This window comes from Streptomyces sp. CA-294286 (genome assembly GCF_050947155.1).
GTDB lineage: Bacteria > Actinomycetota > Actinomycetes > Streptomycetales > Streptomycetaceae > Streptomyces.
Map to the genome: position 1 here is coordinate 2,636,793 of NZ_CP192005.1, position 15,019 is coordinate 2,651,811.

The 15,019-nt window shown below is 68.8% G+C and carries 13 protein-coding genes and 1 tRNA gene; 5 read left to right on the top strand and 9 right to left on the bottom strand.

What is annotated here, in order from left to right; translation table 11 throughout:
- Positions 1–4 precede the first annotated feature (4 nt).
- The 4 genes from dnaJ to ACQPZG_RS16455 all read right to left on the bottom strand — a co-directional run bounded on the left by dnaJ (position 5) and on the right by ACQPZG_RS16455 (position 5,051).
- On the bottom strand, positions 5–1,183 hold the full coding sequence (gene dnaJ, locus ACQPZG_RS16440; protein ID WP_433546503.1) for a molecular chaperone DnaJ: 1,179 nt from the start codon (positions 1,181–1,183) through the stop codon (positions 5–7).
- A 39-nt stretch (positions 1,184–1,222) separates the two neighbouring features.
- On the bottom strand, positions 1,223–1,906 hold the full coding sequence (grpE, locus tag ACQPZG_RS16445) for a nucleotide exchange factor GrpE (protein WP_433546504.1): 684 nt from the start codon (positions 1,904–1,906) through the stop codon (positions 1,223–1,225).
- Positions 1,906–3,765, bottom strand: a complete 1,860-nt coding sequence (gene dnaK, locus ACQPZG_RS16450) for a molecular chaperone DnaK (protein ID WP_433546505.1) — start codon at positions 3,763–3,765, stop codon at positions 1,906–1,908. Before dnaK ends, grpE begins: the two co-directional genes overlap by 1 nt.
- 185 nt (positions 3,766–3,950) lie before the next feature.
- Positions 3,951–5,051 (bottom strand): LCP family protein, encoded by a 1,101-nt coding sequence (locus ACQPZG_RS16455; RefSeq protein ID WP_433546506.1) that lies wholly within the window; start codon positions 5,049–5,051, stop codon positions 3,951–3,953.
- A 212-nt stretch (positions 5,052–5,263) separates the two neighbouring features.
- Between ACQPZG_RS16455 and ACQPZG_RS16460 the strand changes: the two genes are divergently transcribed.
- The 3 genes from ACQPZG_RS16460 (at position 5,264) to ACQPZG_RS16470 (ending at position 10,275) form a co-directional block, all read left to right on the top strand.
- Positions 5,264–5,827 carry a sugar transferase gene (locus tag ACQPZG_RS16460; RefSeq protein WP_433546507.1) on the top strand — a complete coding sequence of 188 codons (564 nt, stop codon included), beginning with the start codon at positions 5,264–5,266 and terminating at the stop codon, positions 5,825–5,827.
- Between the two features lie 394 nt (positions 5,828–6,221).
- Positions 6,222–8,504: a (Fe-S)-binding protein gene (locus ACQPZG_RS16465; RefSeq protein WP_433546508.1), complete on the top strand. Its 2,283-nt coding sequence runs from the start codon at positions 6,222–6,224 to the stop codon at positions 8,502–8,504.
- A gap of 811 nt (positions 8,505–9,315) precedes the next feature.
- Positions 9,316–10,275: a Yip1 family protein gene (locus tag ACQPZG_RS16470; RefSeq protein ID WP_433546509.1), complete on the top strand. Its 960-nt coding sequence runs from the start codon at positions 9,316–9,318 to the stop codon at positions 10,273–10,275.
- A 147-nt stretch (positions 10,276–10,422) separates the two neighbouring features.
- Here ACQPZG_RS16470 and ACQPZG_RS16475 read toward each other — a convergent pair whose 3' ends face one another.
- The 3 genes from ACQPZG_RS16475 to ACQPZG_RS16485 all read right to left on the bottom strand — a co-directional run bounded on the left by ACQPZG_RS16475 (position 10,423) and on the right by ACQPZG_RS16485 (position 12,092).
- Complete coding sequence (locus ACQPZG_RS16475) at positions 10,423–10,926, bottom strand: phosphoribosyltransferase (RefSeq protein ID WP_433546510.1); 504 nt, start codon at positions 10,924–10,926, stop codon at positions 10,423–10,425.
- An 8-nt stretch (positions 10,927–10,934) separates the two neighbouring features.
- On the bottom strand, positions 10,935–11,510 hold the full coding sequence (dcd, locus tag ACQPZG_RS16480; protein ID WP_185034056.1) for a dCTP deaminase: 576 nt from the start codon (positions 11,508–11,510) through the stop codon (positions 10,935–10,937).
- Positions 11,511–11,912: 402 nt separating this feature from the next.
- The gene (locus ACQPZG_RS16485) at positions 11,913–12,092 is read right to left on the bottom strand and encodes a hypothetical protein (RefSeq protein WP_433546511.1); all 180 of its coding nucleotides are present in this window, start codon (positions 12,090–12,092) and stop codon (positions 11,913–11,915) included.
- Between the two features lie 177 nt (positions 12,093–12,269).
- Between ACQPZG_RS16485 and ACQPZG_RS16490 the strand changes: the two genes are divergently transcribed.
- Both ACQPZG_RS16490 and ACQPZG_RS16495 read left to right on the top strand, forming a co-directional pair.
- A tRNA-Gly gene (locus ACQPZG_RS16490) sits at positions 12,270–12,343 on the top strand.
- A 386-nt stretch (positions 12,344–12,729) separates the two neighbouring features.
- On the top strand, positions 12,730–13,365 hold the full coding sequence (locus ACQPZG_RS16495; protein WP_433546512.1) for a TRADD-N-associated membrane domain-containing protein: 636 nt from the start codon (positions 12,730–12,732) through the stop codon (positions 13,363–13,365).
- Between the two features lie 88 nt (positions 13,366–13,453).
- Here ACQPZG_RS16495 and ACQPZG_RS16500 read toward each other — a convergent pair whose 3' ends face one another.
- Entirely contained in the window at positions 13,454–14,656 is a 1,203-nt protein-coding gene (locus ACQPZG_RS16500; RefSeq protein ID WP_433546513.1) for a tyrosine-type recombinase/integrase, read from the bottom strand.
- Positions 14,656–14,877, bottom strand: a complete 222-nt coding sequence (locus tag ACQPZG_RS16505) for an excisionase family DNA-binding protein (RefSeq protein WP_433546514.1) — start codon at positions 14,875–14,877, stop codon at positions 14,656–14,658. Before ACQPZG_RS16505 ends, ACQPZG_RS16500 begins: the two co-directional genes overlap by 1 nt.
- Between the last annotated feature and the right edge of the window lie 142 nt (positions 14,878–15,019).

Genomic DNA, 15,019 nt, shown 5'->3' on the forward strand with positions numbered 1-15,019 from the left:
TCTCCTACGCTCCCTTCGCGTCCTGGAACAGTGCGGCCCTCGGGTCGTCGCCCTCGGTGGCCGTACGGTAATTCTCCAGGGCTTCCCTGGCCTTGTCGCCGAGCTTGGTCGGCACGTCGACCTCGACGGTGACCAGGAGGTCGCCCCGGGTGCCGTCCTTGCGGACCGCGCCCTTTCCGCGGGCCCGCATGGTGCGCCCGTTGGGCGTTCCGGCGGGCAGCTTGAGGGTGACGGCCGGGCCGCCGAGGGTGGGCACCTTCACCTCGCCGCCGAGCGCCGCCTCCACGAAGGTGACGGGCACGGTGACGGTGAGGTTGTCGCCCTTTCGGCCGAAGACCGGGTGGGCGTCGACGTGCACGACGACGTACAGGTCGCCCGCGGGACCGCCCCGTTCACCGGGGGAGCCCTTGCCGCGGAGCCTGATGCGCTGCCCGTCCGTCACCCCGGCGGGAATGCGGACCTGCATGGTGCGCGAGGACTTGGCGCGTCCCGAGCCCTTGCAGATGTCGCACGGGGTCTCGGCGATGAGGCCGCGCCCCTTGCAGTCCACGCAGGGGTCGGTGAGGGAGAATCCGCCACCGCCGCCGCGCGAGACCTGCCCGGTGCCGACGCAGGTCGGACACACGCGGGGCGTGCCGTTCTTGTCGCCGGTGCCCGAGCACGCCTTGCAGGGGGCCTGGGAGGACATCCGCAGGGGGACGGTCGCGCCGTCCACCGCTTCGGTGAAGCTGAGGGTGACCTCGGATTCGATGTCCTGCCCGCGGCGGGGCTGGGTGCGCGTCCCCGTGCCGCCCCGGTTGAAGAGGCCGCCGAAGACGTCCCCTATGCCACCGCCGAAACCACCGGGCTGGGCGCCGCCGCCGGCCGCGCCGCCGAAGAGGTCACCGAGGTCGAAGTTGAACGAGCCGCCGCCGGCCGCCCCAGGGCGGGCGGCGAAGCCGCCGTTCCCGAAGAGGGCGCGCGCCTCGTCGTACTCCTTGCGCTTCTTGGCGTCACCGAGGACGTCGTTCGCCTCGGAGATCTCCTTGAAGCGGTCCTCGGCCTCGGCGTTGCCCTTGTTGGCGTCCGGGTGGAACTCGCGGGCGAGCTTCCGGTACGCCTTCTTGATCTCGGCCTCGGTGGCGTCCTTGGGGACGCCGAGAACCTTGTAGTAGTCCTTCTCGACGAAGTCCTTCGTGCTCATTTCCTCGACGTCCCTCCTCTCGGACTCCCAAGTACGGTGCTACCCCTCCTCGGGGGCACCGCTCTCCTTGTCATCGGAGTCATCCGACTTCTCTGCCTGCGCCTTGTCCGCCGTCGCACCGGGCTGGGGCTCGGCGACCGCGACCCGTGCGGGACGGATCGTACGCTCGCCGATCCGGTAACCCGGCTGGAGGATCGCCACACAGGTCGTCTCGGTGACGTCCGGCGCGTAGCTGTGCATCAGGGCTTCGTGGATCGTCGGGTCGAAGGGCTCGCCCTCCTTGCCGAACTGCTGGAGGCCCATCTTCGCGGCCACGGTCTCCAGCGACTCGGCCACCGACTTGAAGCCGCCGACCAGTTCGCCGTGTTCGCGCGCCCGGCCGATGTCGTCCAGGACGGGCAGGAGTTCGGTCACGAGGTTCGCCGCGGCGATCTCCTTGACCGTCACCCGGTCCCGCTCCACGCGGCGACGGTAGTTCTGGTACTCGGCCTGGAGCCGCTGGAGGTCGGCCGTGCGCTCGGAGAGCGCCGTCCTGGCCTGGTCCAGCTGCGCCGTCAGTGCGACGTCCTTGGCTGCGTCCGCCGCGTGGGTGTTCGCTGCGTCCCCGGCCGGGGCCGCCGAGCCCGCCTCCTCGGAGGTGTCCTCGGCGGCCTTCGGCTCGGCGTCATCCGCGCCGGAGGGGACGTCGGGCTTCTCCTCGAAACCCGGAGTCTCCTCCGTCATCAGGCAGCGCCACCCTTCTTGTCCTTCTCGTCGTCGACGATCTCGGCGTCGACGACGTCGTCCTCGGCCTGCGCCTGGCCGGCGCCCGGGGCAGCGCCCTCGGCGCCGGGGGCAGCCTGCGCGCCCTGCGCGTCGGCGTACATGGCCTGGCCCAGCTTCTGCGAGACGGCCGCGACCTTCTCGGTGGCCGTACGGATCTCCGCGGTGTCCTCGCCCTTGAGCTTGTCCTTCAGCTCGGTGACGGCGGTCTCGACCTCGGTCTTGACGTCGGCCGGGACCTTCTCCTCGTTGTCCTTCAGGAACTTCTCCGTCTGGTACACGAGCTGCTCGGCCTGGTTGCGGGTCTCGGCGGCCTCGCGGCGCTTGTGGTCCTCCTCCGCGTACTGCTCGGCCTCCTCACGCATCCGGTTGACCTCGTCCTTCGGCAGCGAGGAGCCGCCAGTGACGGTCATCTTCTGCTCCTTGCCGGTGCCGAGGTCCTTCGCGGCGACGTGCATGATGCCGTTGGCGTCGATGTCGAAGGCGACCTCGATCTGCGGCACGCCGCGCGGGGCGGGCGGCAGACCGGTCAGCTCGAACATGCCGAGCTTCTTGTTGTACGCCGCGATCTCGCGCTCGCCCTGGTAGACCTGGATCTGCACGGACGGCTGGTTGTCCTCGGCCGTCGTGAAGATCTCGGAGCGCTTCGTCGGAATCGTGGTGTTCCGCTCGATGAGCTTGGTCATGATGCCGCCCTTGGTCTCGATGCCCAGGGACAGCGGGGTCACGTCGAGGAGCAGGACGTCCTTGACCTCACCCTTGAGGACACCGGCCTGGAGCGAGGCGCCGATGGCGACGACCTCGTCCGGGTTGACGCCCTTGTTGGCCTCGCGGCCACCGGTGAGCTCCTTGACGAGCTCGGCCACGGCCGGCATGCGGGTCGAGCCACCGACGAGAACGACGTGGTCGATCTCGGAGAGCTGGATGCCCGCGTCCTTGATGACGTTGTTGAAGGGGTTCTTGCACCGCTCCAGCAGGTCGGAGGTGAGCTGCTGGAACTGCGAGCGCGTGAGCTTCTCGTCCAGGTGCAGCGGGCCCTCGGCCGACGCCGTGATGTACGGGAGGTTGATCGACGTCTCGGTGGAGGACGACAGCTCGATCTTCGCCTTCTCCGCGGCCTCGCGGAGACGCTGGAGAGCCATCTTGTCCTTGCCCAGGTCCACACCGTGGTTGCCCTGGAACTGCTTCACCAGGTAGTCGACGACGCGCTGGTCCCAGTCGTCACCACCGAGGTGGTTGTCACCGTTGGTGGCCTTCACCTCGACGACGCCGTCGCCGATCTCCAGGAGCGACACGTCGAAGGTGCCGCCACCGAGGTCGAAGACGAGGATCGTCTGGTCGTCCTTGTCGAGGCCGTACGCGAGGGCGGCGGCGGTCGGCTCGTTGACGATGCGCAGGACGTTGAGCCCCGCGATCTCACCGGCCTCCTTCGTCGCCTGGCGCTCGGAGTCGTTGAAGTACGCCGGGACGGTGATGACCGCGTCGGTCACCTTCTCGCCCAGGTAGGACTCGGCGTCGCGCTTCAGCTTCTGCAGGATGAAGGCGCTCATCTGCTGCGGGTTGAAGGACTTGCCGTCGAGGTCGATCTTCCAGTCCGTGCCCATGTGGCGCTTGACCGAACGGATCGTCCTGTCGACGTTGGTGACCGCCTGGCGCTTGGCGACCTCGCCGACGAGCACCTCGCCGTTCTTCGCGAAGGCGACGACGGACGGCGTGGTCCTGGCGCCTTCGGCGTTGGTGATGACGGTGGGCTCGCCGCCTTCCAAAACGCTGACGACGGAGTTCGTCGTGCCCAGGTCGATGCCGACCGCACGTGCCATTTCGGATTCCTCCAGATTACGTACTTGAGTGGATCTGGCTCAAGGATGCATCACTCGTTCGCTCGCGTCAACAGACCTGAGTCGAGCACGCTCAACTCTTATGCGGTACTTATCCGCAATGACGAGAGCGGGCCCGGTTTCCGCTGGTCAGAGGGCCGGAACGGCCCCATGGTGCCCGCGCCGGGTCACTCGTACTCGTCGTGGACCGGCTCGTACTCCGGCTCGTCGGGCTCCTCGTCCGGCTCCGCCCGCGCCGCCTCCAGGGCCGCCACCACCGGCTGGTCCTTCCGTACGGCCTCGAACACCCGGCGCGCCTCCGGCTGCTCCAGGTCGAGCCGGTACCAGTGGTCGGACGCCTGGTGGTGTGGAAGCGTGGTGAAGGTCAGCGCACCCGGCGGCAAGTCCCGCAGGCTGTCGGCCACTTCGTAGAGCTCGGTCAGCGAGTCGAGGCCGGCGTCGGCGGTCAGCGCGGAGGTCGCGGCGTCGAGCACCGGCAGCAGCCGGGCTGGGTTGGTGAGCGTGCCGTTGGCGCGGATCTTGGCGACGAGGCGGTTCACGAAGTCCTGCTGGCGGCCGATCCGGTGGAGGTCGCTGCCGTCCCCGACGTACTTGCGCGCCCGTACGTAGCCGAGCGCGTCCTCGTCCTTCAGGACGTGCCGTCCGGCGGGCAGGTCGAGCCCGATGTCCGGGTCGCGCTCGGGCTTCTTGAGGTCGACCTCGACGCCGCCCACCGCGTTGACGATCGTCTTGAAGCCCGCGAAGTCGACGATCATGTGGTGGTCGACGCGGATGCCGGTCAGCTTCTCCAGCGTACGGATCGTGCAGGCCGCGCCGCCGAACTGGAACGCCCAGTTGAACTGGGCGTTCTGCGCCCGGCTGTGGCTCCCGTCCGCCCGCGGGCAGCTCGGCACGTCCACCCTCAAATCCCGTGGAACGCTGAGGACTTCGGCCCGCTTGCGGTCGGCGGCCAGGTGCAGCAGCATCACCGTGTCGGAGCGCTGGCTGTCCTGTTCCCTCCGCCGGTCGGAGCCGAGCAGCAGGATGTTCTGCGCCCGGCCGGGACGCCGGACGGGCCGCTCCGCGCCGTACTCGGCGAGCGCCGCGGCAGTCGCGTCGTCGGTACGGATGTTGGCGTCGAGCTTCCGGTACGCGAGCCAGCCCAGCGCCCCCGTCAGACCGACGAGGAGAGCCAGCGCGGCACACACGAGCCCGACCGTGCGCCGCGCCCCGAACCGCGCGCGCACTGCTGCGACGCGCGAGCGCGCCGCCGCGGCGGACGGCTTCAACGCGACCACCTCCCCGAGCCTCCGCCGGCGACCCGGCCGGAGCCCTCTGTCCCCACGACCCGCATGCCGCACCCTCCTCTCCGACCTCTCTGCCGTACGGCTGAGCGGCACGCGTGGCGCACCCGCCGACTGATCTTCATCGTGCGAGAGTCGGGTCAGTAAAACCGACTATTCGCACAAAGTCGGTCAAAGATCCCACGAAAGGATGCGGCATGCAGTCGTTGTCCGCGAAACGGGTGCTGGACCTGGCGGGCAGCCTCCTGCTCCTGCTCCTCTTCGCACCCGTCCTGGCCACGACCTACGCCGTCGTCGCCCTCACCGCACCGGCCGGGCCGATCTCCCACCGGCCCCGGGCGGGTCTGTACGGGAAGCCCTTCCCGCTGCTGGGATTCCACCGCGCTCCCCACGCACCCCGGAGCCCACGAGCCCCCCGGGGCCCGCACGCCGCCCGCGCCGCCGCGGTCGGCGGAGCCCTGCGACGCCTGGCACTCGACGGACTCCCCCAGCTCGTCAACGTCCTGCGCGGCGAGATGTCCCTGGTCGGTCCGCGCCCCCTGCCCGTCGAGGACACCGGCGGCACCGCCCTGGCCCGCGGTCGGCTCGCCGTCAAGCCGGGCGTGACCGGGCTGTGGCAGGTCAGCGAGCGGTCCGACCTCCCCTGGGACGAGATGCTGCTGCTGGACCTGGAGTACGTGGACACCCACTGCCTGGCCGTCGACCTCGGCATCCTCGCCCGTACCGTTCCGGCGGCCCTGACCGCGCGCGGCGCCCACTGAGGCACGCGCCCGCCCGCACCCGGCACGGGCCGCCCGCCGACGGGGGGCACCCGCGAGGCCACCACCGTCGATCACCCCCGCCTCGCGCGACGGCACCCGGGCACCCGCCCGGCCCGCCTGGGCGCCCGCCCGGAGCGCCCGGCCACCCAGACCGCCCGGGCAGGCCGGACCGCCCGGCCGCCCGGCCTACCCGGACCGCCTACTGAGGGTTGCCTGAGCGACGCAGATCACCGCCCGCGTGGATACTCTGCGACGGCATAAGTGGGTAATCTCAGCTCGACTGGATAAGTTACCGCTTAGTAATCACATACGCCTTCACGCCTGAGGACCCGGGACTTCCGGACGCGCCGCAGGCACCTCCGTTACCCACCTCGCAGGCCCGAGGAGCCCCCAAATGCAACTCGCCGCGATCATCGTGTCGCTGGTCCTCATGGCAGTCGGCGTCGCGCTGTTCGGCCGTGCGATCGCGCAGATCTACCGCTTCGTGACGCTCGGCCAGCCCGTGCCCGCCGGTACCCGTACCGACTATCCCTGGCAGCGCGCGATCACCGTGGTCAAGGAGTTCCTCGGCCACACCCGGATGAACAAGTGGGGCGTCGTCGGCGTCGCCCACTGGTTCGTGGCGGTGGGCTTCTTCTCGCTGCTGCTGACGATCGTGAACGCCGTCGGCCAGCTGTTCCAGGCCGACTGGATGCTGCCGATCGTCGGCGAATGGGCGCCGTACAACATGTTCGTGGAGTTCATCGGCACGATGACCATCCTCGGCATCCTGGTGCTGATCGTCGTCCGCCAGCTGAACCGGCCGGGCGGGGCGGGCCGCAAGTCCCGTTTCGCGGGCTCCAACACCGGCCAGGCGTACTTCGTCGAGACGGTCATCCTCATCGTCGGCGTCTGCATCTTCACGCTGCACGCGCTGGAGGGCGCCCAGCACCACGTGGACTCCTACGAGGCGTCGTTCTTCATCTCGTACCCGCTGGTCGCCTGGTTCAGCGGCATGGACCTCGGCACGCTCCAGAACCTCACGTACTTCTTCGCCGGCCTGAAGATCGCGACCTCCTTCATCTGGATGATCACGGTCTCGCTCAAGACGGACATGGGCGTCGCCTGGCACCGCTTCCTGGCCTTCCCGAACATCTTCTTCAAGCGCAAGGCCGACGGCGACGTCGCGCTGGGCGCGCTGCTGCCGATGACCTCCGGCGGCAAGGAGATCGACTGGGAGGACCCGGCCGACGACGCCGTCTTCGGCGTCTCCCAGGTCGAGCAGTTCTCCTGGAAGGGCATTCTCGACTTCTCCACCTGCACCGAGTGCGGCCGCTGCCAGTCGCAGTGCCCCGCCTGGAACACGGGCAAGCCCCTCTCCCCCAAGCTCCTGATCATGTCCCTGCGCGACCACGCGCACGCCAAGGCCCCGTACCTGCTGGCCGGCGGCGGCAAGGACATGGAGGGCAACGAGAAGGCCACCGAGGAGCAGCTGAAGGACGTCCCCGCCGCCGCCCTCGCGGAGGCCGAGCGTCCGCTCATCGGCACGGCGGAGGAGAACGGCGTCATCGACCCCGACGTCCTCTGGTCCTGCACCTCCTGCGGCGCCTGCGTCGAGCAGTGCCCGGTCGACATCGAGCACATCGACCACATCGTCGACATGCGCCGCTACCAGGTGATGATCGAGTCCGCGTTCCCGTCCGAGGCGGGCACGATGCTCAAGAACCTGGAGAAGAAGGGCAACCCCTGGGGCCTGGCGAAGAAGCAGCGCCTGGAGTGGCTCAAGGAACTCGACTTCGAGGTGCCGGTCGTCGGCAAGGACATCGAGGACCTCACCGAGGTCGAGTACCTGTACTGGGTCGGCTGCGCGGGCGCCCTGGAGGACCGGGCCAAGAAGACCACCAAGGCCTTTGCGGAACTGCTGCACATCGCGGGCGTCAAGTTCGCGATCATGGGCGGCGACGAGAAGTGCACCGGTGACTCCGCCCGCCGACTGGGCAACGAGCCGCTGTTCCAGCAGCTCGGCCAGGAGAACGTCATGGCGCTGAACATGGCCTTCGGCGAGGAGTACGACGACGACGGCAAGGTCACCGCGGAGTCGAAGAAGCCGCGGACGGCCAAGAAAATCGTCGCCACCTGCCCGCACTGCCTCAACACGATCGGCAACGAGTACCCGCAGATCGGCGGCGACTACGAAGTCATCCACCACACCCAGCTGCTCCAGCACCTCATCGACGAGGGCAAGCTGATCCCGGTGACCCCGGTCGAGGGCCTCATCACCTACCACGACCCCTGCTACCTGGGACGCCACAACAAGGTCTACACGCCGCCGCGCGAGATCATGTCCGCCGTCCCGGGCCTGCGCCAGCAGGAGATGCACCGCCACAAGGAGCGCGGCTTCTGCTGCGGCGCCGGCGGCGCGCGGATGTGGATGGAGGAGCGGATCGGCAAGCGCATCAACACCGAGCGCGTCGACGAGGCCCTCTCGCTCAACCCGGACATCGTCTCGACCGCCTGCCCGTTCTGCCTCGTCATGCTGACCGACTCGCTCAACGGCAAGAAGAACGACGGCAAGGCCAAGGAGTCCCTCACGGTCGTCGACGTGGCGCAGCTGCTGCTCGACTCGGTCAAGACGCCGATCGACCCGGCCGCCTCGGAGGAGTCCGAGGACGCCCCGGAGCCCGAGCCGGTGAAGTAGCCGGGCGGGGTCCCGTGCCGGACCCCGCGTGACGTGGTTGCGTACCAACGCATGAGCGGCTGGACCCGCCTGGAGGCGGGACCGGCCGCTCTTCGCGTTCCGGCGCCCGCGCGCCGTGCCGGGTGCCGGGGGTGCTCGGGCAGGGCCGGAGGACCGACGGGCCTGCCGAGACGGACAGAACTGCACAGCCGCCGGCACCCACCGTGCCGGGCGCCGGGGGCGCGCTCGGGAAGGACCGACGAGCCTGCCGAGACGGGCAGAACTGCACAGCCGCCGGCACCCACCGTGCCGGGCGCCGGGGGCGCGCTCGGGAAGGACCGACGGGCCTGCCGGGACGGGCAGAACTGCACAACCGCCGGCACCCACCGTGCCGGGCCCCGGGGCGCGCTCGGGAAGGACCGACGAGCCTGCCGGGACGGACAGAACTGCACAACCGCCGACACCCACCGTGCCGGGCCCCGGGGCGCGCTCGGGAAGGACCGACGAGCCTGCCGGGACGGACAGAACTGCACAACCGCCGACACCCACCGTGCCGGGCCCCGGGGCGCGCTCGGGAAGGACCGACGAGCCTGCCGGGACGGACAGAACTGCACAACCGCCGACACCCACCGTGCCGGGCCCCGGGGCGCGCTCGGGAAGGACCGACGAGCCTGCCGGGACGGGCAGAACTGCACAACCGCCGGCACACCCCCTGCCACCCTCAGAAGTCCCCCGCACGTCCCCCTAGGGGATGTCACAGCTCGGCCGCAAAGGCCCCCCGCTTCCGTACCGCCCGGCCACGGGCCCTTCCGGAGCGGGTACGTTCGTTCGCGTGGCTGGATTCAGGATCGGACGCGGCCGGGACAACCGCACGCAGCAACAACCGCAGCGGCAGCGGCCGCAGCAGCAGCCGTACGGGCAGCAGGCACCGCCTCAGCCCCCGTACGGCCGTCAGCAATGGCCGCAACCGCAGACCCCGCAGCACCCGGGCGGCGGCTACGGCCCCGACCCCGGGGGGCACCACGGCGGATACCCCGGGGGCTCCGACGAACCGGAGTACTTCGGCGACCCGCAGCCCCACCAGGCCGGTTACGGCGACCCGGGCCGCCCCCCGTACAACCCACCTCCGCCGCACGACCCGTACGCCGCCAACAATCCGGGGCACACCCAGGTCTTCCGCGTCGACGAGGACCCGTACGGCGACGGCAATACGTACCAGGCGGGGGGCCACCAACCGGGCCCGCCCACGGGTCCGCGACTGCACTGGAAGCAGCTCCTCTCCGGTATCGCGCTGCGCCCCGGCGCGACGTTCTGGCAGATGCGCGACCACCAGGTCTGGGCGCCGGCGCTGATCGTCACGTTCCTCTACGGCATGCTCGCGGTCTTCGGCTTCGACAAGGCCCGCGAAGAGACGATCAACTCGACGTTCGCCAGCGCCGTCCCGTACGTCCTCACGACAGCCGTCGCCATGGTCGTCTGCGGGCTGATCCTGGGCGCGGTCACCCACACCCTGGCGCGCCAGCTCGGCGGCGACGGAGCGTGGCAGCCGACGATCGGCCTCTCGATGCTGATCATGTCGATCACGGACGCCCCACGCCTGCTCTTCGCACTCTTCCTGGGCGGCGACAACGGCCTGGTGCAGATCGTCGGCTGGATCACCTGGCTGGCCGCGGGCGCCCTCTTCACCTCGATGATCAGCAAGTCGCACGACCTGCCCTGGCCGAAGGCGCTGGGCGCGTCCGCGATCCAGCTGATCGCCCTGCTCTCCCTCATCAAGCTGGGCACGCTCTAACCACGGCGACTGCCACAGCCACGGCTACGGCTACGGCTACGGCTACGGCTACGGCTACGGCTACGGCTACGGTGCGCACGCAGAAGGGCCCGGAACGAGACTCTCGTTCCGGGCCCTTCTTCCATGACCTTCACGCCGGTCGGTCCCCTACGAGTCGAGGACCTGCCCCGCCCTGCGCACGACCGGCTTTTCCACGGACCACGGGAAATTGATCCACTCGTCGGTCCGCTTCCACACGTACTCGCACTTCACGAGCGAATGCGACTTCTCGTACACGACCGCGCTCCGCACCTCGGCGACGTGCTCAAGGCAGAAGTCGTGCACCAGCTTCAACGTCTTGCCGGTATCGGCGACGTCGTCCGCGATCAGCACCTTCTTGTTGCTGAAGTCGATCACGTTCGGCACCGGCGCCAGCATGACCGGCATTTCGAGAGTGGTGCCCACCCCGGTGTAGAACTCGACGTTCACCAGGTTGATGTTCTTCACGTCCAGCGCGTACGCCAGTCCGCCGGCGACGAACACTCCGCCCCGGGCGATGCTCAGGATGATGTCCGGCTCGTACCCGTCGTCGGCGACGGTCTGCGCCAGCTCCCGAACCGCATGCCCGAACCCGTCGTAGGTCAGGTTCTCTCGCACGTCACTGTTACCCATACCGGAAATCACACCTGCGTCCGATGGAAATTGAGGAAGGACCGCGAGGCCGTCGGCCCGCGCTGTCCCTGATAGCGGGACCCGTAACGCTCGGACCCATAGGGGAATTCAGCCGAGGAACTCAGCTGGAACAAGCACAGCTGGCCGATCTTCATGCCCGGCCACAGCTTGATGGGCAGAGTCGCCAGATTGGACAGCTCCAGCGTCACGTGCCCGGAGAACCCCGGATCGATGAACCCGGCGGTCGAATGCGTCACCAGCCCGAGGCGCCCCAGCGAACTCTTCCCCTCCAGCCGCGATGCGAGGTTGTCCGGCAACGTGATGGTCTCGTACGTCGAAGCCAGCACGAACTCGCCCGGATGAAGAATGAACGCCTCGTCCCCGTCCGGCTCCACGAGCCGCGTCAGATCGCTCTGCTCCTCCGCGGGGTCGATGTGCGGGTACCGGTGGTTCTCGAACACCCGGAAGTAGCGGTCGAGGCGCACATCGACACTCGACGGCTGCACCATGGACTCGTCGTACGGATCAATGCGAACTCGTCCGGCGTCGATCTCGGCCCGGATGTCCTTGTCTGAGAGAAGCACCCACCGAGGATACGCAGAGCCCACGGGCCCACCCCAATCGGACGACCCCACCCCACTACGCCCCCACCGACCCGCACCCCGCCGCCCGACGCCCCTCACCCCGACGGCGCCGCCTCTACGCCCCCACTGCGCCCCCACGCCCCTGCGCCGCTACGAACGGCTGCCCTCGGCGATCTCCCGCGTCCCACCACAGCCGGACCCCGCATCAGACAACGGACGGCTTCCCGCACCCGGCCTCCGCACCAGACGACGGACGGCTTCCCGCACACGGGCCCGGGCCTCCACACAGCTCCGCGTACGCCGGTCACGGACAACGTTCCCCGATACCCGCCACTCCCCGGTGCTGCCACGCCCCCGCACCGCCCGGGGGCCCGGCTCCCACCTGTCTACCGTTCGTCCTCCCTACCGCTCGTCCGCCCCCATCACGGGCACGGGCACGGCATGCCTGAGCCGCGCGCACCGGGGACACCGAACGAGCCTCCCGGGCCCGATCCGCCCCTCCCCGAGCTGCCGCATCGGAAACGAAGAGGTACTGAACACGTGCCCCTCGGCACAGCGGACGACGGTGCGATCGCGATCCATCAAGTCCCTTCCCCAAACCACGCGTGGACGAAGCTGCCACATTAGGGGATATACGGGACGCGTTCCCAAGCGGCACTCCGCACCGCCCCCACACCTCCACCGACCACTTCCCTGCCCCAGGATCCCGACATGGGGTACAGTGTCCGACGATGCGGCAACAGCTCAACGGCCGTTTCGGCGGGTGTAGTTTAATGGTAGAACATGAGCTTCCCAAGCTCAGAGCGCGAGTTCGATTCTCGTCACCCGCTCCATACGAAAGCCCCAGGTCAGCGGCCTGGGGCTTGTTTGCTACCTAGACCTCCCAGGGGTGCCGTGCCATTCGCGTGCCACTAAGCACCCCCGGACGACGTACAGGATGCCCGGCAGATGCAGCAGCCACCCCCGGGGCGGCCCTCTCGCTGGCCACCACAGACGGCAGAAGCAGATCGCCAGGGGTTTGCGAATCATCGTCCCCGGCTCACGGCTGAGCGTCGGCACCATCACGACCGGCTGAAAGGGCAAACCGGTCACGCTCTGCCAGGAGACACCGGCACGGTCCTGCTACGACCTCGGAGAGGCAGAAGCCTCAGTAGGTCGGTAATTCCCGTTAAGCTGGACGGAGTTGGCGACGCGTCAGTTCTGTGAGCGGGGGCCTGAAGTGGCAGACACGACGGACGATGACGACTTCCCTGAGCGCAACGGCGCCTTCGCCTCGGGGCAGGGGTCGGTGATCCAAGTCGGCGGCGTCAGTAACGTCGTCATTGGCGGGGTACACAGCAGCCCCGTATACCAAAGCTCCAACATCGAGAGTCTCGCTAAGCAGCGGCAGAAGTTTCACTTCGACTTCCTCAACCACACGCTGAAGCAGGCGGAGTGGACATTCCGCCTGAGTGTGTGGTTCATGACAGGCGGCGCGGTGGTGATCCTCGCCGGGGCCGTCTTGGCATTGGTGCATGCAGGAAACCCTGACCTTAGTTACCTGCCCCTGGTAACCAGCTTGACCGGAGCACTGATCACTGTCGGAGGTGGCGCATTGGCCCTGCACTCAAGGCGGACCATGGCCAACCTCACCAAGGCCGCCGAGGACAACGAGGCGAAGATCGACATTGATCACAAGCTCGAAATCGCCACGACCTTCATCGATCGTGTGCAAGATCCAAAGTCCAAGGATCGCCTGAACTCAGCGGCGGCCATGAAGGCTCTGGACATGCAGGCGAAGCCCGAGACTATGGTCAAGCGGCTGCTGCCTGAACAACAGACCACGGAAATTGAGCGAGGCGGCTCAATCAGCTGATGGTGCCTCGAAACCGAGTAGCAGGGCGTATCCCACACGACTGTGGGGTGCGAGTCCAGCACCATGCTCGGCCCGCACCCCTGTTACGTCACCTTCGCTGGGCTCCTCGGATGGGCGCCTGGGGCGGGGGCGTTATCTGGCGAACAATGCCGACCGAGCTGCCCAGGGCTACCCGCGTGCGCTGGCGGCTGACATCAGCATCGATGGCGTCGGCGAGCCTGCGCTGGTGCTCCGCGGTGGAGTGCTGGTAGATCAGCTGCGCTCGCTCGGACGAGTGGCCCGCGCGAACCATCAGGTCCTTCATCTTGGCGCCGGTGTCTGCGGCGAGGTTGTTGCCGGTGTGCCGCAGGTCGTAGAAGCGGAACTCCTTCGGCATGCCGACCGCTTCCTTGGCCTTGCGCCATTTCCGGCTGAAGGTGGTGCCCCGGAGCGGAGCACCACGCTCCCCCACGAAGACGAGACCGTCCGGCCCGCCCTGCGCGAACCACTCCAAGTGCCGGCGGACGTCGAGGAGGATGAAGCCGGGCAGCATGATTGTCCTCTTGCCCGCACGGGACTTGGGGTCGCCGATCACCCGCTTGCCCGTATTCAGCTCCGGGGCGGCTCGCCGCACATTCACCGCACCGGTGTCGAGGTCGATGTCGGAGCGGCGCAGCTCTGCCAGCTCCTCCGGCCGCATGGACGCGAAGGCACCGAGGAGGACCATCAGCCGCCAGCGGATGCCAATGGCTTCAGCGAGCGCGAAGACCTGCCCGATGCTGGCAACGGGACGCTCATCCGCGTCCTCTCGCCCTGCCCCACGGATGGAACACGGGTTGCGGCGGACCAGATCGTCCTCGACTGCCGTCTGCATGATGGCCTTGAGGAGGCGGTAGGACTTGGCCGTCGTCGTGGCACCGGTTGCCTTCAGCCGTTCCGCCCGCCAGGTCCTGACTTTGGCTGGGCTGACGGCGTTGATGTGCTGGTCCCCGAAGGCGGGCTCCAGGTGGAGGCGCAGGAGTCGGCGGTACAGCTCCTCGGTGGTGGCCGCGACGCCACGCTCGTCGATCCACTTCTTGGCGTACGCGGCGAACAGCACCTCGCCGGCCTGCGGGTCGATCCAGTCCCCTCGCGACTGATCGGCCTGGACCTGGGCGAGGTAGACCTCGGCTGCACGCTTGGTCTCGTACGTCTGCGGGGCCGCCTGAAGCGAGCCGTCCGATCCGGGGTACCGGGCCTGGTAGCGGCCCGAGGGGAGCTTGCGGATGGCGCCGAAGCTGCGGCGCTGCGTCTTCTTGCGGGCTCGTGCCATCAGGCCACCAGCCCGAAGCCGGTGCGGCGGTTGCTGCGGACCGGTTCGACGGTCCGCTCCTCGACGTACGCGGTCAGGACGCTGTCCGCGATGCGTACGTGCTTTCCGAGCTTGACGTAGCGGATGCGCCGCTCGGTGATGAGGCGGCGGATGAAGCGCACGCCGGTGCCGAGTCGTTCGGCTGCCTCCTCGACGGTGAGGAGGCGGTCGTTGGTTTTCACCTCCTTCGCTGCTCGGGGCTGGGCGGAGGTGTGGGGTATCGCCTGGTGGCGCAAGCAGGGGTCCTCTTCTGGCCCGGCCAAATGGGGCGGCAACCCCTCGGCCGGGCCGGTGTCGTTCAGTGGTGGGATGGGCGGTACTGGC

What these genes read in the sequence shown, in the direction of transcription:
- ACQPZG_RS16465 (WP_433546508.1), top strand. Translation starts at nt 6,222, where the DNA reads ATGCAACTCGCCGCGATCATCGTGTCGCTGGTCCTCATGGCAGTCGGC.
- ACQPZG_RS16475 (WP_433546510.1), bottom strand. Translation starts at nt 10,926, where the DNA reads ATGGGTAACAGTGACGTGCGAGAGAACCTGACCTACGACGGGTTCGGG.
- ACQPZG_RS16485 (WP_433546511.1), bottom strand. Translation starts at nt 12,092, where the DNA reads ATGGATCGCGATCGCACCGTCGTCCGCTGTGCCGAGGGGCACGTGTTC.
- dnaJ (WP_433546503.1), bottom strand. Translation starts at nt 1,183, where the DNA reads ATGAGCACGAAGGACTTCGTCGAGAAGGACTACTACAAGGTTCTCGGC.
- grpE (WP_433546504.1), bottom strand. Translation starts at nt 1,906, where the DNA reads ATGACGGAGGAGACTCCGGGTTTCGAGGAGAAGCCCGACGTCCCCTCC.
- ACQPZG_RS16460 (WP_433546507.1), top strand. Translation starts at nt 5,264, where the DNA reads ATGCAGTCGTTGTCCGCGAAACGGGTGCTGGACCTGGCGGGCAGCCTC.
- ACQPZG_RS16500 (WP_433546513.1), bottom strand. Translation starts at nt 14,656, where the DNA reads ATGGCACGAGCCCGCAAGAAGACGCAGCGCCGCAGCTTCGGCGCCATC.
- dnaK (WP_433546505.1), bottom strand. Translation starts at nt 3,765, where the DNA reads ATGGCACGTGCGGTCGGCATCGACCTGGGCACGACGAACTCCGTCGTC.